This is a genomic window from Micromonospora pattaloongensis, assembly GCF_900107255.1.
Classification (GTDB): Bacteria; Actinomycetota; Actinomycetes; order Mycobacteriales; family Micromonosporaceae; genus Micromonospora_I; species Micromonospora_I pattaloongensis.
The window spans coordinates 38,762-61,027 of the sequence record NZ_FNPH01000016.1 but is presented as its reverse complement, the minus strand read 5'-3'; the positions used below and the strand labels follow the sequence as shown (position 1 = coordinate 61,027).

Here is a 22,266-nt window from a genome sequence, read left to right as displayed (position 1 = left end):
ACGCCCGGTAACATTCCGAACCCGGAAGCTAAGCCCTCCAGCGCCGATGGTACTGCACCCGGGAGGGTGTGGGAGAGTAGGACACCGCCGGACATCTTTCAGTTGAGGGCCGCCCCTTTTGGGGTAGGCCCTTAACTGCGTTATGCCACAGGCGCTCGCGTGCGCCATGAGGAAGGATGTAGCTGTGACATCACCCCAGGGCGGAGACCGTCCCCGCCGCGACGACGACCGAAACCGCCGAGACCGCGAGCCCAGACAGGGTGAACGGCGCGGATACGGCGACCGCGAGGGTCGTGCCGGCTACCGGGCCGACCGTGAGGGCGGCTACCGCGACCGTGACGGCGGCCGGCGCGAGGGGGGCCCCCGTGAGGGTGGCTACCGCGGTGACCGTGACGGCGGATATCGCGGACCCCGCGAGGGCGGCTTCCGCCGTGAGGGTGGTCCGCGTGAGGGTGGTTACCGTCCGCGTGAGGGTGGTCCGCGTGAGGGTGGTTACCGTCCGCGTGAGGGTGGTCCGCGTGAGGGTGGTTACCGTCCGCGTGAGGGTGGTCCGCGTGAGGGTGGTTACCGTCCGCGTGAGGGTGGTCCGCGTGAGGGGGGTTGCCGTCCGCGTGAGGGTGGTCCGCGTGAGGGTGGTTACCGTCCGCGTGAGGGTGGTCCGCGTGAGGGTGGTTACCGTCCGCGTGAGGGTGGTCCCCGTGAGGGTGGTTACCGTCCGCGTGAGGGTGGTCCCCGTGAGGGTGGTTACCGTCCGCGTGAGGGTGGTCCCCGTGAGGGTGGTTACCGTCCGCGTGAGGGTGGTCCCCGTGAGGGTGGCTACCGTCCCCGTGAGGGTGGCCCGCGTGAGGGCGGCTACCGGGGTGACCGTGACGGCGGATATCGCGGCCCCCGCGAGGGTGGTTTCCGCCGCGAGGGTGGTCCGCGTGAGGGTGGCTACCGTCCCCGTGAGGGTGGCGACCGTGAGGGCGGCCCGCGTGAGGGCGGCTACCGCGGTGACCGTGACGGCGGATATCGCGGCCCCCGCGAGGGCGGCTTCCGCCGCGAGGGTGGCCCGCGTGAGGGCGGCTACCGCCCGCGCGAGGGCGGCGGCCGTGAGGGTGCTGGCTACCGGGGCGACCGCGAGGGTGGCTACCGCGACCGTGACGGCGGGTTCCGTGGGCCGCGTGAGGGCGGCTACCGGGGTGACCGTGAAGGCGGGCGTGAGGGCGGCCCCCGTGAGGGTGGCTTCCGTCGTGAGGGCGGCCCCCGTGAGGGTGGCTTCCGTCGTGAGGGCGGCCCCCGTGAGGGTGGCTTCCGTCGTGAGGGCGGCCCCCGTGAGGGCGGGTTCCGTCGTGAGGGCGGGCCGCGCGAGGGCGGCTACCGCGAGCGCGACGAGCGCCGTGAGCGCGCGGAGCGGGCGGGCGGAGAAGTCCCCGCGCCGACGCTGCCCGACGAGGTCGTCGCGTCCGATCTCGCCAGCGAGGTGCGCGCCGAACTGCTCTCGCTGAGCAGGCCGGTCGCGGACACCGTCGCGCGGCACCTGGTGGCGACCGGTCACCTGATCGACGACGCTCCCGAACAGGCCCTGGCGCACGCGCTCGCCGCTCGGCGGCTCGCGTCGCGAATCGCCGCGGTCCGCGAGGCCGTCGGACTGGCGGCGTACCGGGCCGGCGAATGGCAGACCGCGGTCGCGGAGCTGCGGACGTACCACCGCATGTCGGGCCGGCAGACGCACCTGGCGGTGCTCGCCGACTGCGAGCGGGCGCTGGGGCGGCCGGAGCGGGCGATTGACATCTACCGGGGCGCCAACCGTGACGCGCTGAACAAGGCGACCGCCATCGAGCTGCTCATCGTGGCCGCCGGCGCCCGGCGCGACATGGGTTCCCCCGACGCCGCCGTCGCGATGCTGCAGGTCAGGGAACTGACCAGCGGCGACGGTGAGCCGTGGGCGGCCCGGCTGCGGTACGCGTACGCCGACTCGCTGCTCGCGGCCGGCCGCCGCGAGGAGGCGCGGGAGTGGTTCGCGCGCGCGGCCGACGCCGACCAGGACGACGAGACCGACGCCGCCGAGCGGCTGCTGGAGCTCGACGGCGTGGTGCTCGAGGGCGATGAAGATCTCGAGGGCGATGAGGACCTCGAGGGCGATGAGGACTTCGAGGGCGATGAGGACCTTGAGGACGACCGCGAGTACGACGAGGTGGCGGAACCGGACGCGCCGGCCGACGACGAGGCCGACCTTGTCGTCGCCGAGACGGAGGTGGCGGGCGTCGGCCCGGCGCCGACCGTGCTGACCGGTGACGACGATGAGACCGAGGTCGACGAGCCGAACCGCGACGAGACCGGTGCCGAGTCGCCGGAGCGGCCCGGCCCGTCGGACCGGTGAGCGCCGCGCCGCTCGTCGACGCGTACGACCTGGTCGTCTTCGACCTGGACGGGGTCATCTTCCTGATTGACCGGCCGATCCCCGGCGCGGTCGAGGCGGTGGCCCGGCTGGGCGGGGACGGCCGGGCGTTCGCGTACGCGACGAACAACGCCTCGCGTCGCTCCGCGGACGTGGCCGACCTGCTCACCGGCATGGGAGTGCCGGCGACCGCCGACCAGGTGCTCACCTCGGCCGGCGCCGCCGCCACCCTGCTCGCCGAGCGGCTCCCCGCCGGCGCGCCGGTTCTGGTCGTCGGCGCGCCCGCGCTGCACGCCGAGGTGCGTGCGGTCGGGCTCGTGCCGGTGACCGGCGCGGAGGAGGCGCCGGTGGCCGTGGTGCAGGGGTACGGCCCCCGGGTCGGCTGGGCGGAACTGGCCGAGGCGTCGTTGGCGGTGCGCGCCGGGGCGCTCTGGGTCGCCACCAACACCGACCGCACCCTGCCCAGCCCACGGGGGCCGCTGCCCGGCAACGGCTCGCTCGTGGCGGTGTTGCGGACGGCGCTCGGCCGCGAACCCGACGTGGTCGTCGGCAAGCCCGAGCCGGCGCTCTTCACCGCCGCCGCGCACCGTTACGGCGCGGCCCGGCCGCTGGTCGTCGGCGATCGGCTGGACACCGACATCGAGGGTGCGGTGCGGGCGGGCTTGGACAGTCTGCTGGTGCTCACCGGCGTCAGCGGCCCGGCAGACCTGATCGCCGCGCCGCCCGGGCGTCGCCCGACGTACGTCGCAGCCGATCTCGGCGGGCTGTTCGCGCCGGCCGACGCGTTGCGCGTACCCGGCAAGGAGCCGGCCGGCGGCGGATGGCGGGTGACCGACGACGGGGTCGGGTGGCGCCTCGACGGCGCTGGCGCCCCGCTGGACGCGCTGCGGGCGCTCTGCGCGGCCGCCTGGTCCGGCGGACCGGCGCGGCGGGTCACCGGGGTGTCCGCGCAGGCCCGCGCCGCGCTGAAGGAGCTAGGGCTCGACTAGGCGGGTTCGCTCGCCCGCTCGGGCGAGCGAACCCCGCGCCCTCGGGCGCGATGCCGCGGTTACAGCAGGCTGCGCAGCTTCAACAGATCGAACGGGTTGGCCTTGACCGAGATGCGGCGGGTGGCGATCGCCTGTCCCGCGTTGAGCTCACCCCGGACGAGGGCGACGAGGTCGTCGCTGGTCGTGGTGATGGCGATCTTGGCATTCGGGTCGTCGCCGTCGGCGAGCTCGACCAGCTGGCCGTCGAGCAGCCGTCCGTGGAAGGCGGTGTCGAGGTCGGAGATGCGGCAGGCGAGGGTGCGGTCGAGCTTCAGCTTCTCCCGCGCCTCGGCCACGTTGGCCGACAGCCGCGCGCCCAGCTCCTGCAACGCCTGCCGGCATTCGTCGACGCTGGCCACCTGACCACCTCCGTTGCCCCCGATACCGTGGTCGATTGACGCCACGCCTGTTCCCCGCGCACGCTACCGCAACCCCTCGGACGGTAGCGTGGCACCGAAGCAGATGGCACCGCGAAGGGAATCGGCATGCAGGACGCGTGGCGGGCTTACCTGGAGATGGCGCTCGGGGTGACCGAGGCGTCCAAGAAGAAGGCCGAGCAGATCGCCAGGAACCTGATGGGCAGGGGCAACACCACGGCGGCGCAGTTGCAGGCGCTCGCCGAGGAGCTGCTCACCGTCGGCACCGCCAACCGTGAGTCGCTGACCAAGCTGGTGCGCTTCGAGGTGGACCGGGCGCTCGGCGCGGTCGGTCTGGCGACGGCCGACGAGGTCGCCGAGTTGACCGGCCGGCTGCGCCAGCTGGAGGCTGAGCTGCGCGACGCGCGGACGCGCGCCGCAGCGGCCGAGGCCGCCGCCGGCACCGCCACGCAGGCCGCCGCCCGTGCGGCCAGCGACGGCGGCGCCCGCGCCGCCGCCGACGCCATCGTGGCCGGGACCACCGCGACCGAGCCGGTCTCCGGGGCCCCGACCCCCGCCTCCGACGTCCCCGCCAAGAAGGCCGTGGCGAAGAAGGCCGTCGCCAAGAAGACCATCGCCAAAAAGGCGGTCGCGGTGAAGGCCGTCGCCAAGAAGACGCCGGCCGCCGTGCAGAAGACCACGCCCGAGCCGGCGAAGACGGCGCGTAAGGCCGCTGGCACGAACGCCGAGCCCGCGGCCAAGAAGGCGGCGCCCCGCAAGCGGCCCGCCGGCGGCGGTGCCGCGTGAGCGCCCCCGTGCCCGGCCCGTTCCGCCCCGGACCTCCGCCGTCGCGCCCCGCGCCGCCGCCGAACTGGCCGCCCGCGGCCGGCGTCCACGCCGACGCCGAGGGCGGCAGCACGGGCCACCCGGCCGTCGATGCCGCGATCCAGGCCATGGACAACGCGGTCGACCTGCCGCCGCGCGACCAGATCGCCCAGTACGAGGCGGCGCATCAGACGCTGCAGGAGACGCTGGCCACCATCGACCAGGCCTGAGCGCCGCCCCGCCCCGACCGTTCCCTTCGAACCAGAAAGCCCGCGCCATGGCACGCCGCACCCGGCTCGACGCCGAGCTCGTCCGTCGCGGGCTGGCCCGCTCCCGTGAGCAGGCCGCCGCGCTCGTCGAGGCGGGGCGGGTGCAGGTGCACGGCGTGCCGGCGCGCAAGGCCGCCGCGATGGTCGACCCGGCGGATCCGGTCCGGGTGACCGGCGACGACCCGACGCAGGAGTACGTCTCACGGGGCGGGCACAAGCTCGCCGGGGCGTTGGCGGCGTTCGACGGGCTGACCGTGGCGGGCAAGCGGTGCCTGGACGCCGGCGCGTCCACCGGAGGCTTCACCGACGTGCTGCTGCGCGCCGGCGCTGCTGAGGTGGTCGCGGTCGACGTCGGCTACGGCCAGCTCGCCTGGTCGCTGCGGAGCGACCCCCGGGTCCGGGTCTTCGAGCGCACCAACGTGCGGACGTTGACCCCGGAGACGATCGGCGGCCCGGCGGCGCTGACCGTGGCAGACCTGTCGTTCATCTCGCTGCGGCTGGTGCTGCCGTCGCTGGCCGGATGCACCGAGCCGGACGGCGACCTGGCGTTGATGGTCAAGCCGCAGTTCGAGGTCGGCAAGGAGCGCGTCGGCTCGGGGGGCGTGGTGCGCGACCCGGCGGTGCGGGCCGAGGCGGTGCTGGACGTGGCGGCCACCGCATACGGGCTGGGACTGGGGCTGGCCGGCGTGGCCGCCAGTCCGCTGCCGGGCCCCAGCGGCAACGTCGAGTTCTTCGTATGGTTACGCCGCGGCGCACCGCGCGCCGACGAGGATCGGGTGCGGGAGGTCGTCGCGGCCGGGCCGGCCGGCGCGGCGGCGACGTCGGGAGAGGATGCCGGATGAGGCGCGTCGCACTGCTGGTCATCCACACGGGTCGGCGGCGCAGCACGGACCACGCGCGCACGGTGGCGCGGGATCTGATCGCGGCCGGGTTCGAGGTGCGGGTGATCGCCGAGGAGGCTGCCGACGTGGAGCTGCCCGGCGTGGTGCCGATCACCGGGCTGGCCGCCGCCGAGGGCGCCGAGATCGTGTTCGCGCTCGGTGGGGACGGCACGTTCCTGCGCGCCGCCGAGCTGGCGCGGCCGGCGAAGGCCCCGTTGCTCGGCATCAACCTCGGCAAGGTCGGTTTCCTCGCCGAGGCCGAGATCGGTGACCTGGACCGGGCCGTGCGCCACGTGGTCGACCGGAACTACACAGTGGACGAGCGGCTGACGCTGGAGGTGCGGGCCGAGATCGACGGCGGCCAGGTTATCGAGTCCTGGGCGCTCAACGAGGTCAGCGTCGAGAAGGGCCAGCGCGCCCAGATGCTGGAGTTGATGGTCGACGTCGACGGCCGGCCGTTGTCGCGCTACGGCTGCGACGGTGTCGTCTGCGCCACCCCGACCGGCTCCACCGCGTACGCGTTCTCGGCCGGCGGGCCGGTCGTGTGGCCGGAGGTGGAGGCGCTGCTGCTGGTGCCGGTGAGCGCGCACGCGCTGTTCAGCAAGCCGCTGGTGACCGCGCCGACCTCCACGTTCGTGATCACCGTCGACCCGTACACCACGCTGGCCGTGATGTGCTGCGACGGGCGTCGGGTCTACGACCTGCCGCCGGGCACCCGGGTGACGGTGCGCCGCGGCGGCCTGCCGGTGCGGGTCGTACGGCTGCGGCCGAGGCCGTTCACCGACCGGCTGGTGGCGAAGTTCGGGCTCCCCGTGGACGGGTGGCGGGGCAACCCACGCTGACTGACGTCGATGCGATCGCGTCGCGGGTGGTCAAGTGTCGGGGGCCGCTACTACTGTCTGTGCCTGTGCTGGAAGAGCTGCGGATCACCGGTCTGGGTGTCATCGAGGACACGACGCTGCCGCTGACCGGCGGCATGAACGTCATCACCGGCGAGACCGGCGCGGGCAAGACGATGGTCGTCACCGGGCTGGGGCTGCTGTTCGGCGGCCGCGCCGACGCCGGCCGGGTGCGCGCGGAGCCGGGTCGCGCGGTGGTGGAGGGGCGGCTGCGGCTGTCCGAGCCGACCGCGACCGCGGTGCACACGCGGATCTCCGAGGCGGGCGCGGACACCGACGACGACGGCACGGTGCTGCTCAGCCGCACGGTTACCGCCGAGGGGCGCTCCCGCGCGCACGTCGGCGGGCGCAGCATGCCGGTGTCGATGCTCGGTGAGATCGGCGAGCAGGTGCTCGCGGTCCACGGGCAGTCCGACCAGCTGCGGCTGCTGCGTCCGGCCGAGCAGCGCGGCGCGCTCGACCGGTTCGCGGGCCCGGAGCACGAGAAGCTGCTGGACACGCTGCGCGACGCGTACGCCCAGTGGCGGCGGGTCACCGACGACCTGGCCGACCGGCGACGCAACGCCCGCGAGCGCAACCAGGAGGCCGACCTGCTGCGGCTCGGGCTCGACGAGATCACCCGGGTGGATCCGCAGCCGGGGGAGGACGACGAGCTGAAAGCCGAGGCGCAGCGGCTGGAGCACGCCGAGGGGCTGCGGGCCGCCGCGCAGCTGGCGCAGCAGGCGGTCGCCGGCGGTCTGGAGGCCGGCGAGGACGTGCCGGACGCGGTCGGGCTGCTCGGCGCCGCGCGGCGCGCGCTGGAGGCGCAGGCCGCGGTCGACCGGACGCTCGGCGAGCTGGCCGGCCGGCTGGAGGAGGCGGTCACGCTGGCCGGTGATGTCTCGGCGGAGCTGTCGGGATATCTGGCCGGGCTCGACGCCGACCCGGCGCGGCTGCAGGCGATCTATGAGCGGCGGGCGGCGTTGCGGGGGCTGACCCGCAAGTACGCCGACGACGTCGACGGTGTGGTGGCCTGGGCGGAGCGGGCGCGGACGCGGCTGGCCGAGCTCGACACCTCCGACGAGCTCCTCGACGAGCTGGACCGGGAGCGGCAGCGGCTGGGCGGTGAGGTCGCCGAGCTGGCCGAGCGGCTGTCGGCGTCGCGGCGGCAGGCGGCCGGACGGTTCGCGGGGGAGGTGACGGCGGAGCTGGCCGGGCTGGCGATGCCGCACGCGCGGATCGAGGTGGCGGTGCTGCCGCGGCCCGCCGGCCGCGGTGAGCCGACCCTGACGGTGGGCGGCAGCGAGGTCGGGATCGGTCCGGACGGCGCCGACGAGGTGGAGCTGCGGCTGCTCGCGCATCCGGGGGCTCCGGCGTTGCCGCTGCAGCGCGGCGCCTCCGGCGGTGAGCTGTCCCGCGTGATGCTCGCCATCGAGGTGGTCTTCGCCGGTGCCGGCGGCCCGCCGACGCTGGTCTTCGACGAGGTCGACGCGGGCGTCGGCGGTCAGGCGGCGGTCGAGATCGGCCGGCGGCTGGCGCGGCTGGCGCGCAGCCACCAGGTGCTGGTGGTGACGCACCTGCCCCAGGTGGCGGCGTTCGCCGACCGGCATCTGGTGGTGGCCAAGGACACCGGCGGTGCGGTGACGACCAGTGGCGTACGGGTCGTGGAGGACACCGAGCGGGCGCGGGAGCTGGCCCGGATGCTCGCCGGTTTGCCCGACTCGGACCTGGGTATCGCGCATGCCGAGGAGTTGCTGGCCGTGGCGGCGCGGGCGCGACGGCCGTGACGATCAGGGTGTGACGCAGGCCACGTTGGCGCCGCCGGCAGGGGCGGGCGCCGCGGTGGAGGTGGTCGCGGCGCGCGTGGCGGGGGCATCCTAGCGGCGCTGCCCAGGCATGTCGCGAGGGGAAAAGTCGGCTTTACGTGCCAGGATGGTCCCGATGCGTTTACCCACGTTGCGCCGGACCCGGAACGTCGAACCCGGGACTACCGCCGGCATCGCGCGCCTCGACCGCCGGACCAAGCGTCTGGCCGGCCGGTTACGCCCGGGTGACATCGCGGTGATCGACCACGTCGATCTCGACCGGGTCGCCGCCGACTCGCTGGTCGCCGTGGGCGTGGCCGCCGTGCTCAACGCCAAGCCGTCGGTGTCCGGGCGCTACCCCAATCTCGGGCCCGAGGTGTTGATCGACGCGGGCATCCCCCTGATCGACGATCTCGGTGAGGGCGTCTTCCAGCAGCTGCGGGAGGGCGACACCGTCCGGGTCGACGGCAACACGGTGTACGTCGGCGACGAGCCGGTCGCGCACGGGACGCGCCAGGACGCGGAGTCGATCGCCAAGGCGATGTCGGACGCCCGTGAGGGCCTGTCGGTGCAGCTGGAGGCGTTCGCCGCCAACACCATGGAGTACCTCAAGCAGGAGCGGGACCTGCTGCTCGACGGTGTCGGCGTGCCCGACATCGCCACGCAGATCGGTGGGCGGCACTGCCTGATCGTGGTACGCGGCTACGACTACAAGGCCGACCTGGACGTGCTGCGCCCGTACATCCGCGAGTTCAAGCCGGTGCTCATCGGCGTCGACGGCGGGGCGGACGCGCTGGTGGAGGCCGGCTACACGCCCGACATGATCGTCGGCGACATGGACTCGGTCACCGACGACGTGCTGCGCTGCGGCGCGGAGGTGATCGTGCACGCCTACCCGGACGGCCGGGCGCCCGGGCTGGCCCGGGTGCACCAGCTGGGGGTCGCGGCGGTGACGTTCCCGGCGGCGGCGACCAGCGAAGATCTCGCGATGCTGCTCGCCGACGAGAAGGGCGCCTCGCTGATCGTGGCGGTCGGCACCCACGCCACCCTGGTCGAGTTCCTCGACAAGGGGCGCGGCGGGATGGCGTCGACGTTCCTGACCCGGTTGAAGGTCGGCGGGAAGCTGGTGGACGCCAAGGGGGTGAGCCGGCTGTACCGGCAGAGCATCTCCGGGTCGTCGCTGCTGTTGCTGGTGCTCTCCGCGATCGCCGCGATGGCGTCGGCGGTGGCCGTGTCGACGGTCGGCAAGGCCTACCTCGGGGTCGTCTCCGAATGGTGGGACAATCTGGTGTTCCAGCTGGGACAGCTCTTCTAGACCCCGACCGATCAAGAGGCTGTAGGCGTGATCAACTTCCGATACCACGTGGTGTCCCTGACCGCGGTCTTTCTCGCGCTCGCGATCGGGCTGGTCGTGGGCACGGCGGCGCTCAACGGGCCGGTGGCCGACTCGCTCAGCGACAACGTCAACGGGCTGCGCAAAGACAACCAGCAGTTGCGCGACACGGTCAACAGCCTCAAGGAGGAAGTCAACCGGGAGGAGGACTTCGCCAGCGAAGCGGCGCAGCTGCTGCTGCCCGGCAAGCTCGCCGACAAGCGCGTGCTGCTGGTCGTGCTGCCCAGCGGGGGCGACCAGGTCGACGGCGTCAACAAGATGCTCACCACCGCCGGCGCCAAGGTGACCGGCCGTGTTGAGGTGCAGGACAAGTTCGTCAACCCCGACAACAGCATCGAGCTGCTCGACCTCGCCGTACGGGCCTCGCAGCCGACCGTGCCGACGGCGAAGCTGCCCGGCAACAGCGACGGCGTGGAGACCTCCAGCGCGTTGCTGGCCACCGCGTTGCTGGACCGCCCGCAGGGCACCGCCCCGGTGAGCGAGGCCGACCTCAAGGCCGTGCTCAGCGCGTACAGCAACGCCGGTTACATCACCGTGGAGGGCAAGCTGGTCGGTCCGGCGGAGATCGCCGTGGTGATCAGCGGGCAGCCGTACGTCGACCGGGACTCGGCGAAGAAGGACGCCGCGGTGGTGACGATGGTCGACCAGTTCGACAAGGCCGGTCGGGTCGTGGTGGCCGGCACCGGCTCCAGCGCCGGTAACGTCGTGGCCGGGGTGCGCAGCGACCCGGCGCTGTCGAAGACCATCTCCACCGTCGACAACGCCAACACCGCGCAGGGTCAGGTGGTGACCACGTTGGCCGCGGCCGAGCAGGTGGCCTCCAACAAGACCGGGCACTACGGGCTCGGTGAGGGCGCGACCTCGCTGATGCCGAAGCAGGCCGGCTAGTCGCAGCCATCGGCGTCGGCGCGCGGCACATCGATGGTCGGTTAAGCTGACGGCCGCTGACGCGCCGTCCGGCGCGCGCGGAACGCGCAGGGGGGATGCGGTGAGCGGGGGGCGTACCGCCGGCCGGCTGTTGCTGATCGGCGCCGGCGCGCTGGCCGCCCGGGGCGCGCTGCGCGCGGTCGCGGCCCAGCGCCGCGCCGCCGCGCTGGAACGCACCAACTTCCGCGGTCGCACCGTGACCCTGGCCGGCGGACCGGCGCTGGCCGCCGGGGCCGCGCTGACCGCCGCGGTCGGGGCCCCCAGCGGCTCCGCCGGCGCCGCCGCGCTGGTCGCCGGGCTCGGCTCCGGGGCCGTCGGACTCTACGACGACGTGGTCGGCGCCCGTCCTGAGCAGAAGGCCGCGAAGGGCTTCGCCGGGCACCTCACCGCGCTGGGCGAGGGACGGGTCACGAGCGGGCTGGTGAAGATCATCGGCGTGGGCGCGGCCGGGCTGACCGCGTCGGCGCTGCTCGCCGCCGACCCCGGCGTGGCCGCGCGACGCCGGCGCCGCGGGCGGCTGGCCCGCGCCACCGACGTCCTGCTCGGCGCCGGCGTGATCGCCGGCACCGCCAACCTGCTCAACCTGCTGGACCTGCGTCCGGGCCGGGCGCTCAAGGCCGGCGTCCTGCTCGGCGTCCCGCTGCTGCGCGGGCGCACCGGCGGGCTCGCCGCCGGCCCGGTCGGCGCCGCCGCCGGGCTGCTCCCCGCGGATCTCGACGAGCGGATCATGCTCGGCGACGCGGGCGCCAACGCCCTGGGCGCGCTGCTCGGGGTGGCCCTCGCCGCGCGGACCGGGCCGCTCGGCCGCGCCGGGCTGCTCGCCGTGGTCGCCGCGCTCACCGGGGCCAGCGAAAAGGTGAGCTTCACCCAGGTGATCCAGCAGACGCCGGGCCTGCGCGAGCTGGACGCGCTGGGCCGGCGCGACTGAGGTGGGCGGCGACACGCAGCCGGGCGTGGCGTCCCGGTCGCCCGGCGTGCGCCGCGTCGCCGGAGCCGCGGCGCTGATCGCGGTGCTCACCGTGGTCGCCCGGCTGGCCGGGTTCGGCCGCAACGTGGTCTTCGTCTGGGGGGTCGGCGCCACCGACCTCGGCGACATCTACCAGGCCGCCAACACCGTCCCCAACATCATCTTCGAGATCGTCGCCGGTGGGGCGCTGGCCAGTCTCGTCGTACCGTTGCTGGCCGGCGCGGTCGCGGTCGGCGACCGGGCCGCGGTCGCGGCCACCACCTCGGCGCTGCTGACCTGGACGCTGACCCTGCTCGTGCCGCTCGCGGCGATCGTCGCCCTGGCCGCCGACCCGATCATCGCGGCGCTCGTGCCGGCCTGCACCTCACCCGAGCAGCTCGCGACGCGCTGCGCGTCGCCCGAGCAACTCGTCGCGGGCGCCCGGATGCTGCGGGTCTTCGCGCCGCAGCTGCCGCTGTACGGCATCGGCATCGTGCTCACCGGGGTGCTGCAGGCCCACCACCGCTTCGCCTGGCCGGTGATCGCGCCGCTGCTGTCCAGCGTCACGGTGATCGGCACCTATCTCACCTTCGCGATCACCGAGGGGCGCGCCGCGGACCTGCCCCGGGTCGGCGCCGCCGGGCAGCTGCTGCTCGCGATCGGCACCACCCTCGGCGTGGTCGTGCTGTCGCTGTGCCTGTTCATCCCGCTGCGCCGGCTGCGGCTGCGGCTGCGTCCCGGCTACCGCTTCCCCGCCGATGCCCGACGCACCGTCGGCGGGCTCGCACTGGCCGGCGCCGTCACCGTCGGCGCCCAGCAGATCGCCGTGCTGGTGACGCTCAAGCTCGCCCTGGCGGCTTCGACCGGCACGAACGTGCTGTTCACGTACGCGCAGACCGTCTACCTGCTGCCCTGGGCGGTCCTCGCCGTCCCGGTCGCCACCGCGGCGTACCCGACGCTGTCGGCCGCCCGCGCAACCGGCGACGAGGAGCGCTACCGGGCGACTCTGGCGCCGGCGACCCGCGCGGTGGTGCTGCTGACCTGCCTCGGCGCCGCCGCGCTCGTGGCGCTGGCCCGACCCGCCGCCGACCTGCTGATCCCCGCGCACCAGGCGGCCGCCACCGCCGCCGGGATCGCCGGGTTCGCCCCCGGCCTGCTCGGCTACGGCCTCTTCGCGGTCCTGTCCCGGGCGCTGTACGCCCGCGGCGAGCCCCGCCCGGCCGCGGCCGCGACGGCCGCCGGCTGGCTGACGGCTACGCTGGCCGCGGTGCTGCTCAGCGCGGCGCTGCCCGCCGAGCACCGGGTGATGGCGCTGACGCTGGCCAACTCGGTGGGGATGACGGTGCTCGGGGCGCTGCTCGTCCGAGCGGTGGCCCGCCGCGCCGGACGTGCGGCGCTGGCCGGACTGGCCCGAGCCGGCCTGGTCGGGGTGCTCGCCGCGGCGGCCGCCGCGCTGGCCGGCCTGGCCGCGACCGGGTGGCTCGCGGCGGTGGCCGGCACCACCCCGACGCGCGGTGGGGCCCTGCTGCAGGGCATGCTGTCCGGAGTGGTCGTGCTTCTGGTGTTCCTCGGTGTCGCGTACCCGTTGGACCGCCACGACATCCGCCCGATGACCTCCGCCCTGACGCGGCGGCTGCGTACGTACGGTCGGCGTAACGGAGAGGGGACGAGGTCGCGGTGAGCGAGGCGACACAGGCGGGCTGGACACCGGCGGTGGCTCTCGTGCTCGCCTCCAGCACCGGCGGGGTGGGCCAGCACGTCGCCTCCGTCGCCCGGGGCCTGGTCGCCGGCGGCGCCACCGTCACCGTGTGCGGGCCGGCCGCCACCGAGGAGCAGTTCCGCTTCACCGCCGCCGGCGCCGCATTCGTCGCCGTGGAGATCCCGGCCAACCCGACCCCGGCCGACGCCCGCGCGGTCGCCGCGCTGCGCACGGCGCTGGCCCGGCCGCTCGACGTCGTGCACGCCCACGGCCTGCGCGCCGGCCTGGTCACCACGCTGGCCCGCCCGACCGCGCCCGTCGTGGTCACCTGGCACAACTCGGTCCTCGCCGGCGGCGTGCGCGGCCGGCTGTCGCGGCTGGCCGAGCGGGTCGTCGCCCGCCGCGCCCGGCTCACCCTGGGCGCCTCGGCCGACCTGGTCGAGCGGGCCCGCGCCCTCGGCGCCCCGGACGCCCGGCTGGCGCCGGTCGCCGCGCCGGCGTTGCCGCGGCCGCGGCGCAGCCGCGCCGCCGTGCGCGCCGAGTTCAGCGTCGGGCCGCAGCAGCCGCTGATCCTGTCCGTGGGCCGCCTGCACCCGCAGAAGCGCTACGACGTGCTCGTCGACGCCGCCGCCTCCTGGCGGCAACTCACCCCGCCGCCGGTCGTCGTGATCGCCGGCACCGGACCCAGCTACCTCGGCCTGGCGTCGCGGATCTCCACCGCGCGCGCCCCCGTCACGCTGCTCGGACACCGCACCGACGTGGCCGACCTGCTCGCCGGCGCCGACCTCGCCGTGGTCACCAGCGACTGGGAGGCCCGGCAACTTTTCGCCCAGGAGGCGCTGCACGCCGGGGTGCCGCTGGTGGCCACCGCGGTCGGCGGGCTGCCCGAGCTGGTCGGCGACGCCGCCGTGCTGGTGCCCCCCGGCGACGTGGCCGCCGTCGACGAGGCGGTGCGCGGACTGCTCGCCGACGACGCCCGCCGCGCGGACTACGCCCGTCGCGGCCCGGCGCGAGCGGCCACCTGGCCCACGGAGGCGCAGACCGTCGCCCAGTTGCAGCGCGTCTACGCCGAACTCGCCGGCGCCGGCGAGGCGAGCACCGGCGCGCCGGCGGGCGCCGACGGCGCCGCGGCGGAGCCGGGCGCGACCGGGGGACAGCGCTGATGCCGCGCCGGATCGCCGCGCTGCTGCTCGCCGTCGCGATGCTGGCCACCGGGGTCGCCGCGCTCGTGCAGCATCCCGCCGCCGGCACGCCCAAACGCACCGTCGACTACGTCGTGATCGCCGGAGTGGCCGGGCTGCGCTGGGAGGACGTCGACGAGAAGACGACCCCGACGCTGTGGCGGATGGCCGAGCGTGGCTCCATCGGGTCGCTGTCGGTGCGCTCCGCCGCGGCCCCCACCTGCCCGGTGGACGGCTGGCTGACGCTCGGGGCCGGCAACTACGCCGCCCGGGACGGGCTGCCGGTCACCGACGCCTGCCCCGGCGTGAACGTGCCGATCGAGCGGCCCGACCGGATCGGGGCGTACCTGCCGGACCAGCGCGCCACGGTGCGCTACAACCAGGAGAAGCAGCGGTGGGGCGCGGTGCCGGGGGCGCTGGCCGAATCGGTGCGCTGCACCGTGGCGGTCGGTCCCGGCGCGGCGGTCGCCGCGGCGCGCCCCTTCGGGCGGGTCGACCGCTACGAGCCGACCCTGCCGGCCGAGCCGCGGGACCTGCTCGCCTCCTGCGTGCTCAGCATCGTCGACCTGGGCACCGTCGCCGGGGACGATCCGGCCGTGCGGGCGGCGGCCGCCCGCCGGGCCGACGCCGCCCTGGCCCGGCTGCTGGCGGCCCGCCCCGAACGGTCTCTGGTGATGGTCGCCGGGGTGTCCGACACGGACCAGGCGTCGCGGCTGCACGTGGCGGTCGCCGACGGGCCCGGCTGGGAGCGCGGCTGGGTCACCTCCGCCAGCACCGGCCGCGCCGGCTACCTGCAACTGGTCGACCTCGCCCCGACCGCGCTGGCCGCGCTGGGGCGGCCCGGGCCCGAGCGGCTGCTGATCGGCAAGGCCGCCACCGCCGCGGAGGGCCGCCCCCACGATCTGGCCGCCGCGATCGCCGCCCCGGCCGACGCCGACCAGGAGGCCCGGGCCCAACGGCACGTGGCCACGTGGTTCTTCGCTCTGCTCGCCGGCTTCCAGCTGGCGCTGGCCGTCGCCGTCGTGCCGCTGCTGCGCCGGGCCCGCCGGCACGGCGCCACGGCCGAACGGCCCACGCCCCGGCGGGTGATCGCCGCGGTGGAGATCCTGTTGCTGGCGGCCGCGCTGGCCATCCCGGCCGCGCTGGTCGCCGACGCCGTGCCGTGGTGGCGCACCGGCCACGCCGGCGGCGTCTTCGGCGCGGTCATGCTGCTGGCCCTGGGGCTGGCCACCGCCGTCGTGCGGTTCGCCGGCCCGTACCGCACGACGCTCGGACCGATGGGGCTGGTCGCCGCGGTCGCCGCGGTCGTGGTCGGCGCCGACGTGCTCACCGGCGCGCGGCTGCAGCTCAACGGCGTGGCCGGCTACTCGGCGCTGGAGGGCGGCCGCTACGCCGGCATCGGCACCGTCGGGCTCGGCGTGACCATCGCCGGCACGCTGCTCGCCGCCGGCTGCCTCGCGCAACGCATCCGGCGCTCCTGGCGGCCCGCGGTGATCGTCGCGGTCGGCGGCGCCGGCGTGATCGTGGTCGGCAGCCCCTACCTGGGCGCCGATCCGGTCGGCGCGATCGCGCTGACCGCGGGAGTGAGCATCGCCGCCGCGATCAGCACCGGGGGCTGGCTGACCTTCGCCCGGTTCGCCTGGGCGACCATCGCCGGGCTGGCGGTCACCGCCGCGTTCGCCGCGCTCGACCTGCAACGGCCGGCCGCCGAGCGGGGCAGCCTCGGGCGGTTCCTCACCGCGCTCGCCGACGGCACCGGCGGGCTCACCGTGCACCGCTCCGGCGCGGCGAACGTCGCCGCGCTGGTGAGCAGCCCGCTGAGCCTGTTGGCCGTGGTCGCGGCGGTGCTGGTGTGGTTCGCGCTGCTGCGCCCCTGGGGCGGGCTCAAGCGGCTGTTCGGCATCTACCCGGCGGTGCGGGCAGCGATGGCCGGCATCGCGGTCGCGGCCCTCATCGGCGGTGTGCTGGGCGGGTCGGCGCTGAACGTGGCCGGCGCGGCCGCCGCGCTGGTGGTGCCGATGGCGACGCTGTCCGCGCTGCGGGTGCTCGACCACGCCACCGACCGCACCCACCCGCCGCTGGTGCCGCCGGAGATCCCCTGGCCGCCCGCACCGGCCGACGAGCGGCGCCCGGAGCCCGGCGCTCCCGTCGACACGCCCGCGCCCGCCGACACGCCTGCGCCCGCGGACACGGCGGCGTCCGGCGGGCCCGCCGCGGCGGCCCCGCCGACGGAGACCCCCGCGCCCGCCGCGACGCGGACGCCGGCACCCCATCCCGGCCAGGACGCCCCGGCGCGCGACCGATCCGACCGCGCGGACGCGGCGGCGGGAAACCCGGGCGAATCCGCCACGGCGGAACCGAAGGGCGTCGATGTCGCCGCCCCGGCACCGTGATTCAGATCGCCGGACGCGCCGCGGGTGCGACCACTACCTGGTCGGCCATGGTGTTACCGTGGAATCCCGTGGATCGCGCCCAGAAGTTTCTTCGCCGCGCGCCGGTCTGCACGACCAGACAGACGACCACGGGAGCAGGCGTTGGCCCCTTCAGCACGGACGACCAGGCACATTTTCGTCACCGGGGGCGTCGCCTCCTCGCTGGGTAAGGGCTTGACCGCCTCCAGCCTCGGCAATCTGCTCACCGCCAGAGGGCTGCGGGTCGTGATGCAGAAACTCGACCCCTACCTGAACGTCGACCCCGGCACGATGAACCCGTTCCAGCACGGCGAGGTGTTCATCACCGAGGACGGCGCCGAGACCGACCTCGACGTCGGGCACTACGAGCGGTTCCTCGACCGCGACCTGTCCGGTAAGGCCAACGTGACCACCGGGCAGATCTACTCGGATGTCATCGCCAAGGAGCGGCGCGGGGAGTACCTGGGCGACACGGTCCAGGTCATCCCGCACATCACCAACGAGATCAAGGCCCGGATCCGGGCGATGGGCGACCCGGACGAGCAGGGCCGCACCCCCGACGTGGTGATCACCGAGGTGGGCGGCACGGTCGGCGACATCGAGTCGCTGCCGTTCCTCGAGGCGATCCGGCAGGTCCGTCACGATGTCGGCCGGGACAACTGCTTCTACCTGCACGTGTCGCTGGTGCCCTACCTCGCGCCCTCCGGCGAGCTCAAGACCAAGCCGACCCAGCACTCGGTGGCCGCGCTGCGCAACATCGGCATCCAGCCCGACGCCATCGTGTGCCGCTCGGACCGGGAGATCCCGGATTCGCTCAAGCACAAGCTGTCGCTGTACTGCGACGTCGACCGGGAGGCCGTGATCGCCGCGCCGGACGCGCCGAGCATCTACGACATCCCCAAGGTGCTGCACCGCGAGGGACTGGACGCCTACGTCGTACGCCGGCTGGGGCTGTCGTTCCGGGACGTGGACTGGACGCGCTGGGACGACCTGCTGGAGCGGGTGCACCACCCGCACCACACGGTGACGGTCGCGCTGGTCGGCAAGTACGTCGACCTGCCGGACGCGTACCTGTCGGTGAGTGAGGCGGTCCGGGCGGCCGGCTTCGGCCACCGGGCGCGGGTCCAGCTGCGCTGGGTGCCCAGCGACGAGTGCGCCACCCCGGGCGGGGCGTCCGGCGCGCTGGCCGGGGTCGACGGCATCGTGATCCCGGGCGGCTTCGGGGTGCGGGGCATCGAGGGCAAGATCGGCGCCGTGCGGTACGCCCGCGAGAACGGCATCCCGATCCTCGGGCTCTGCCTGGGCCTGCAGTGCATGGCGATCGAGGTGGCACGGCACGTGGCCGGGCTGGCCGAGGCCAACTCGCGGGAGTTCGACGACAACGCCGAGCACCCGGTGATCGCCACGATGGCCGACCAGGAGGAGATCGTCGCCGGCAAGGGCGAGATGGGCGGCACGATGCGGCTGGGCGCCTACCCGGCGACGCTGACCGAGGGGTCGATCGTGGCCGAGGCGTACGGCGCGACCGAGGTCAGCGAGCGGCACCGGCACCGCTACGAGGTCAACAACGCCTACCGCGACGCGCTGACCAAGGCCGGTCTGCGGATCTCCGGCACCTCGCCGGACGGTCGGCTGGTGGAGTTCATCGAGCTCGACCGGGAGCTGCACCCGTTCTTCGTGGCGACCCAGGCGCACCCGGAGCTGAAGAGCCGCCCGACCCGTCCGCACCCGCTGTTCGCGGCGTTCGTCAAGGCGGCGGTGGCGTATTCGTCGGCCGATCAGTTGCCCGTGGAGCTGGGCGCGCCCGCGCCGGTGGCCGAGGAGGGACGCACCGGCGGTCGGGCCGCCCGCAACGGCGCGAAGACGGCGAAGGCCGCGAACGCGTCGTGACGACCGGGGAGGAGATTTACCAGGTACGCGGTCGGGAGGAGCGGTTCCGCGGCCCGGTCTTCACGGTCGTCACCGATCAGGTGACGATGCCGGACGGCCGGGTGGTGGCCCGCGACTACCTGCGGCACGTGGGCGCGGTCGCGGTGGCGGCGGTCGATGACGATGGCCGGGTCGCGCTGGTGCGCCAGTACCGGCACCCGGTGGGGCGGCCGTTGTGGGAGCTGCCGGCCGGGTTGGTCGACGTGCCGGGGGAGGAGCTGCCCGCGGCGGCGCTGCGGGAGCTCGCCGAGGAGGCGGACCTGACCGCCGAGCGCATCGAGCTGCTGGTGGACCTGCACACCTCGCCGGGCTGCTCCGACGAGCTGATCCGGATCTACCTGGCCCGTGGGCTGGCGCCGGTGGCCGAGCTGGACCGGCACGAGCGGCGCAACGAGGAGGCCGGGATGCAGCTGGGCTGGTTCAACCTCGACGACGCGGTGGAGATGGTGTTCAACGGGATGATCACGAACGCGGCGTGCGTGGCCGGTGTGCTGGCCGCGGCGCGGTCGCGCGCGGCCGGCTGGGCGTCGCTGCGCCCGGCCAGCGCCCCGCTGCCGCGCTGACAACGACGACGCCCCGCCCGTCACGGTCTGTCGGCCGTGGCGGGCGGGGCGTTCGTCGTAGCGGGTGAGTCAGTCGCGCAGGCGACGGCCCTGGGCGTCGACGCCACCCTTGACCAGGATCAGGATGCCGTCGATGATGCCCCAGAGTCCGCAGGTGAACCAGCCCACGAGAAGCTGTGCTACGCCGAGCCCGATGTGTCCCGTGTAGAACCGGCCGACGCCGAATGTGCCCAGCAGAATGCCGAGAATGCCGGCGACGACCTTGCTCTTGTCGGAGACGCCGGGGTCGCCGGCGGAGGGGTACTGAGGGTTAGTCATGAGGCGGCACGATAGTGATCTCCAAACTTCGTGTCCCGCGCGCCACTCATGATGTGGGACGGTCCGGCGCAACAATGGCCGTACGGCTACGAGCGGCTCACGCGTCCGACCGATCCTGCCGGCTGACACTTCGTCAGCCGCCGGCTCGACCGACTGTCACGATGACGGCCGCTCCACCGCCGGGCCGGCCCTAGACTGCCGCCGGCGGGAACGGTGAACCGGGGTGGCAACGGGGCCATCCGGCGCCGTGCAGCCGGGGGCGTCGCCCCCGGAGGAAGGTGTCTGCATCGTGAAGGTCGGAATCCCACGCGAGGTCAAGAACCACGAGTACCGGGTCGCGATCACGCCGGCGGGGGTGCACGAGTTCACCCGCAGCGGTCACGAGGTCTTTGTGGAGTCGGGCGCGGGCGTGGGCTCGTCCATCCCGGACGAGGACTTCGCCGCCGCCGGCGCCACCATCCTGTCCAGCCCCGACGAGGTGTGGGGCGCGGCCGACCTGGTGCTCAAGGTCAAGGAGCCGATCGCCGAGGAGTACCACCGGATGCGCGAGGGGCAGGTGCTCTTCACGTACCTGCACCTGGCCGCCTCCAAGGAGTGCACCGACGCGCTGCTCGACCGCAAGGTCACCGGGATCGCGTACGAGACCGTCGAGCTGCCGGACCGCTCGCTGCCGCTGCTGGCCCCGATGTCCGAGGTGGCCGGTCGGCTCGCCCCGCAGGTGGGCGCGTACCACCTGATGCGGCAGGGCGGCGGGCGCGGCGTGCTGATGGGCGGCGTGCCCGGCGTGTACGCGGCCAAGGTCGTGGTGATCGGCGCCGGTGTCTCCGGGATGAACGCCGCCGCGATCGCGCTGGGCATGCAGGCCGAGGTGCTGCTGCTGGACAAGAACATCGCCCGGCTGCGCGCCGCCGACGCCGACTACCGCGGGCACCTGCAGACGGTCGCGTCCAACACGTACGAGATCGAGCGGGCGGTGCTCGACGCCGACCTGGTGATCGGCGCGGTGCTGGTGCCCGGCGCGAAGGCCCCGACGCTGATCTCCAACGAGCTGGTGTCCCGGATGAAGCCGGGCAGCGTGCTGGTCGACATCTCCATCGACCAGGGCGGCTGCTTCGAGGACTCGCGCCCGACCACCCACGCCGACCCGGTCTACAAGGTGCACGACTCGGTCTTCTACTGCGTGGCCAACATGCCCGGTGCGGTGCCGCACACCAGCACGTACGCGCTGACCAACGTCACCCTGCCGTACGCGCTGGAGCTGGCGAACCACGGCTGGCGCGAGGCGCTGCGCCGGGACCGCGCGCTCGCGCTGGGGCTCAACACCCACGACGGGCGGGTCACCTACGGCCCGGTCGCCGAGGCGCACGGCATGGCCAGCCTGTCGCTGGACGAGGTGCTGGCCTGAGCGGCGCGCCGCAGCTCGCCGGTGACGGGGCCCAGCCGTCACCGGCGCTGCGGCGTGCCGTCGGGACCTATCTGGACCATCTGACCGTCGAGCGGGGACTGTCGGCCAACACGCTCGGCTCGTACCGCCGCGATCTGGACCGGTATCTGCAGACGCTGGCCGCGGCCGGCGTGACCGACCTCGCCGCGGTGTCCGCCGCGCAGATCGCGGCGCACGTGGCCGCGCTGCGCGACGGCGACCCCGCGCATCCGCCGTTGTCGGCGGCCTCGGCGGCCCGCGCCGCCAGCGCGGTGCGCGGGCTGCACCGCTTCGCCGTCCGCGAGGGCCTGGTGCCGCACGACGCCAGCCGCGACGTCCGCCCGCCGACGCTGCCGCGCCGGCTGCCCAAGGCGCTGGACGTGACCGACGTGGAGCGTCTGCTGGAGACGGCCGGGCCGGAGGAGGCCGCCGGAGAGGGGGCGCCCCGGCGGCTGCGCGACCGGGCGCTGCTGGAGTTCCTGTACGGCACCGGGGCGCGCATCTCCGAGGCGGTCGGCGCCGCCATCGACGACCTGGACCTGGCCGACGGGACGGCGGTGTTGCACGGCAAGGGCGGCCGGACCCGGCTGGTGCCGATCGGCGGGTACGCGCGGGCCGCGCTGGAGGCGTACCTGGTGCGCGGCCGGCCGGCGCTGGCGGCGGCCGGCCGCGGCACCCCGGCGGTCTTCCTCAACTCCCGCGGCGGGCCGCTGTCCCGGCAGAGCGCGTGGACGATCCTGCGGCGCGCGGCGCAGGCGGCCGGGTTGCCGGTCGAGGGGCCCCGCGCCGTCTCCCCGCACACGCTGCGTCACTCTTACGCTACGCATCTGCTCGACGGCGGCGCGGACGTCCGGGTCGTGCAGGAACTGCTCGGGCACGCGTCGGTGACCACCACGCAGGTCTATACGTTGGTCACCGTGGAGCGGTTGCGTGAGGTGTACGCCACCTCGCACCCCCGCGCCAGAGGTTGATCCGCAGGTCGGGCACGAGACACGCCGGGACGCTGCCGGACCGGGCGGTGCCTCGTGGCGTACAGTCGGGCATCGGCCGGGCC

20 protein-coding genes and 1 rRNA gene are annotated in these 22,266 nt (G+C 74.8%); 18 read left to right on the top strand and 3 right to left on the bottom strand.

Features of this window, described 5'->3' with window-relative positions; all coding sequences use genetic code 11:
* A 5S ribosomal RNA gene (rrf, locus tag BLW47_RS23735) occupies window positions 1-93 on the top strand; the annotation flags it as partial.
* A gap of 97 nt (window positions 94-190) precedes the next feature.
* Here rrf and BLW47_RS23730 read toward each other — a convergent pair.
* Entirely contained in the window at window positions 191-1,537 is a 1,347-nt protein-coding gene (locus BLW47_RS23730) for a hypothetical protein (RefSeq protein WP_139307433.1), read from the bottom strand.
* Between BLW47_RS23730 and BLW47_RS23725 the strand changes: the two genes are divergently transcribed.
* Together BLW47_RS23725 and BLW47_RS23720 are read left to right on the top strand one after the other, a co-directional pair.
* A complete protein-coding gene (locus BLW47_RS23725) occupies window positions 1,475-2,362 on the top strand; it encodes a Replicase polyprotein 1ab (protein WP_425435448.1) in 888 nt (295 codons plus the stop codon). The two genes, BLW47_RS23730 and BLW47_RS23725, sit on opposite strands and share 63 nt — an antisense overlap.
* Window positions 2,359-3,369 carry an HAD-IIA family hydrolase gene (locus tag BLW47_RS23720; protein WP_091562600.1) on the top strand — a complete coding sequence of 337 codons (1,011 nt, stop codon included), beginning with the start codon at window positions 2,359-2,361 and terminating at the stop codon, window positions 3,367-3,369. The genes BLW47_RS23725 and BLW47_RS23720 overlap by 4 nt, the downstream gene beginning before the upstream one ends.
* A 59-nt stretch (window positions 3,370-3,428) precedes the next feature.
* Here the strand turns inward: BLW47_RS23720 and BLW47_RS23715 are convergent, their stop codons facing one another.
* On the bottom strand, window positions 3,429-3,767 hold the full coding sequence (locus tag BLW47_RS23715) for an SCP2 sterol-binding domain-containing protein (RefSeq protein WP_091562596.1): 339 nt from the start codon (window positions 3,765-3,767) through the stop codon (window positions 3,429-3,431).
* A gap of 126 nt (window positions 3,768-3,893) precedes the next feature.
* Between BLW47_RS23715 and BLW47_RS23710 the strand changes: the two genes are divergently transcribed.
* The 13 genes from BLW47_RS23710 to BLW47_RS23650 all read left to right on the top strand — a co-directional run bounded on the left by BLW47_RS23710 (window position 3,894) and on the right by BLW47_RS23650 (window position 19,471).
* The gene (locus BLW47_RS23710) at window positions 3,894-4,571 is read left to right on the top strand and encodes a phasin family protein (RefSeq protein ID WP_091562594.1); all 678 of its coding nucleotides are present in this window, start codon (window positions 3,894-3,896) and stop codon (window positions 4,569-4,571) included.
* On the top strand, window positions 4,568-4,819 hold the full coding sequence (locus BLW47_RS23705) for a hypothetical protein (protein ID WP_091562592.1): 252 nt from the start codon (window positions 4,568-4,570) through the stop codon (window positions 4,817-4,819). Before BLW47_RS23710 ends, BLW47_RS23705 begins: the two co-directional genes overlap by 4 nt.
* A 47-nt stretch (window positions 4,820-4,866) precedes the next feature.
* Window positions 4,867-5,700, top strand: a complete 834-nt coding sequence (locus BLW47_RS23700; RefSeq protein WP_091562588.1) for a TlyA family RNA methyltransferase — start codon at window positions 4,867-4,869, stop codon at window positions 5,698-5,700.
* The gene (locus BLW47_RS23695) at window positions 5,697-6,581 is read left to right on the top strand and encodes an NAD kinase (protein WP_091562584.1); all 885 of its coding nucleotides are present in this window, start codon (window positions 5,697-5,699) and stop codon (window positions 6,579-6,581) included. The genes BLW47_RS23700 and BLW47_RS23695 overlap by 4 nt, the downstream gene beginning before the upstream one ends.
* Before the next feature lie 65 nt (window positions 6,582-6,646).
* Window positions 6,647-8,404, top strand: a complete 1,758-nt coding sequence (recN, locus tag BLW47_RS23690; RefSeq protein WP_091562581.1) for a DNA repair protein RecN — start codon at window positions 6,647-6,649, stop codon at window positions 8,402-8,404.
* Between the two features lie 154 nt (window positions 8,405-8,558).
* Window positions 8,559-9,737, top strand: coding sequence for a putative cytokinetic ring protein SteA (gene steA / locus BLW47_RS23685; RefSeq protein ID WP_091562658.1), 1,179 nt, complete (start codon window positions 8,559-8,561; stop codon window positions 9,735-9,737).
* Between the two features lie 27 nt (window positions 9,738-9,764).
* A complete protein-coding gene (locus BLW47_RS23680) occupies window positions 9,765-10,703 on the top strand; it encodes a copper transporter (RefSeq protein WP_091562577.1) in 939 nt (312 codons plus the stop codon).
* 100 nt (window positions 10,704-10,803) lie between these two features.
* The gene (locus BLW47_RS23675; RefSeq protein ID WP_091562573.1) at window positions 10,804-11,670 is read left to right on the top strand and encodes a hypothetical protein; all 867 of its coding nucleotides are present in this window, start codon (window positions 10,804-10,806) and stop codon (window positions 11,668-11,670) included.
* A gap of 25 nt (window positions 11,671-11,695) precedes the next feature.
* Window positions 11,696-13,369: a murein biosynthesis integral membrane protein MurJ gene (murJ, locus tag BLW47_RS23670; protein ID WP_091562655.1), complete on the top strand. Its 1,674-nt coding sequence runs from the start codon at window positions 11,696-11,698 to the stop codon at window positions 13,367-13,369.
* Window positions 13,366-14,550, top strand: coding sequence for a glycosyltransferase family 4 protein (locus tag BLW47_RS23665; RefSeq protein ID WP_091562570.1), 1,185 nt, complete (start codon window positions 13,366-13,368; stop codon window positions 14,548-14,550). Before murJ ends, BLW47_RS23665 begins: the two co-directional genes overlap by 4 nt.
* Window positions 14,550-16,961 (top strand): hypothetical protein, encoded by a 2,412-nt coding sequence (locus tag BLW47_RS23660; protein WP_245737029.1) that lies wholly within the window; start codon window positions 14,550-14,552, stop codon window positions 16,959-16,961. The genes BLW47_RS23665 and BLW47_RS23660 overlap by 1 nt, the downstream gene beginning before the upstream one ends.
* Window positions 16,962-17,102: 141 nt before the next feature.
* Window positions 17,103-18,869 (top strand): CTP synthase, encoded by a 1,767-nt coding sequence (locus tag BLW47_RS23655; RefSeq protein ID WP_091562566.1) that lies wholly within the window; start codon window positions 17,103-17,105, stop codon window positions 18,867-18,869.
* Window positions 18,866-19,471: an NUDIX domain-containing protein gene (locus BLW47_RS23650; RefSeq protein WP_245737027.1), complete on the top strand. Its 606-nt coding sequence runs from the start codon at window positions 18,866-18,868 to the stop codon at window positions 19,469-19,471. Before BLW47_RS23655 ends, BLW47_RS23650 begins: the two co-directional genes overlap by 4 nt.
* A gap of 69 nt (window positions 19,472-19,540) precedes the next feature.
* Here BLW47_RS23650 and BLW47_RS23645 read toward each other — a convergent pair whose 3' ends face one another.
* Window positions 19,541-19,864: a TM2 domain-containing protein gene (locus BLW47_RS23645; protein WP_425435445.1), complete on the bottom strand. Its 324-nt coding sequence runs from the start codon at window positions 19,862-19,864 to the stop codon at window positions 19,541-19,543.
* A 214-nt stretch (window positions 19,865-20,078) separates the two neighbouring features.
* On the opposite strand from BLW47_RS23645, the gene ald reads away from it, so the two are divergent.
* Both ald and BLW47_RS23635 read left to right on the top strand, forming a co-directional pair.
* Complete coding sequence (ald, locus tag BLW47_RS23640; RefSeq protein WP_091562561.1) at window positions 20,079-21,194, top strand: alanine dehydrogenase; 1,116 nt, start codon at window positions 20,079-20,081, stop codon at window positions 21,192-21,194.
* On the top strand, window positions 21,191-22,183 hold the full coding sequence (locus BLW47_RS23635; protein WP_091562645.1) for a site-specific tyrosine recombinase XerD: 993 nt from the start codon (window positions 21,191-21,193) through the stop codon (window positions 22,181-22,183). Before ald ends, BLW47_RS23635 begins: the two co-directional genes overlap by 4 nt.
* Window positions 22,184-22,266 lie beyond the last annotated feature (83 nt).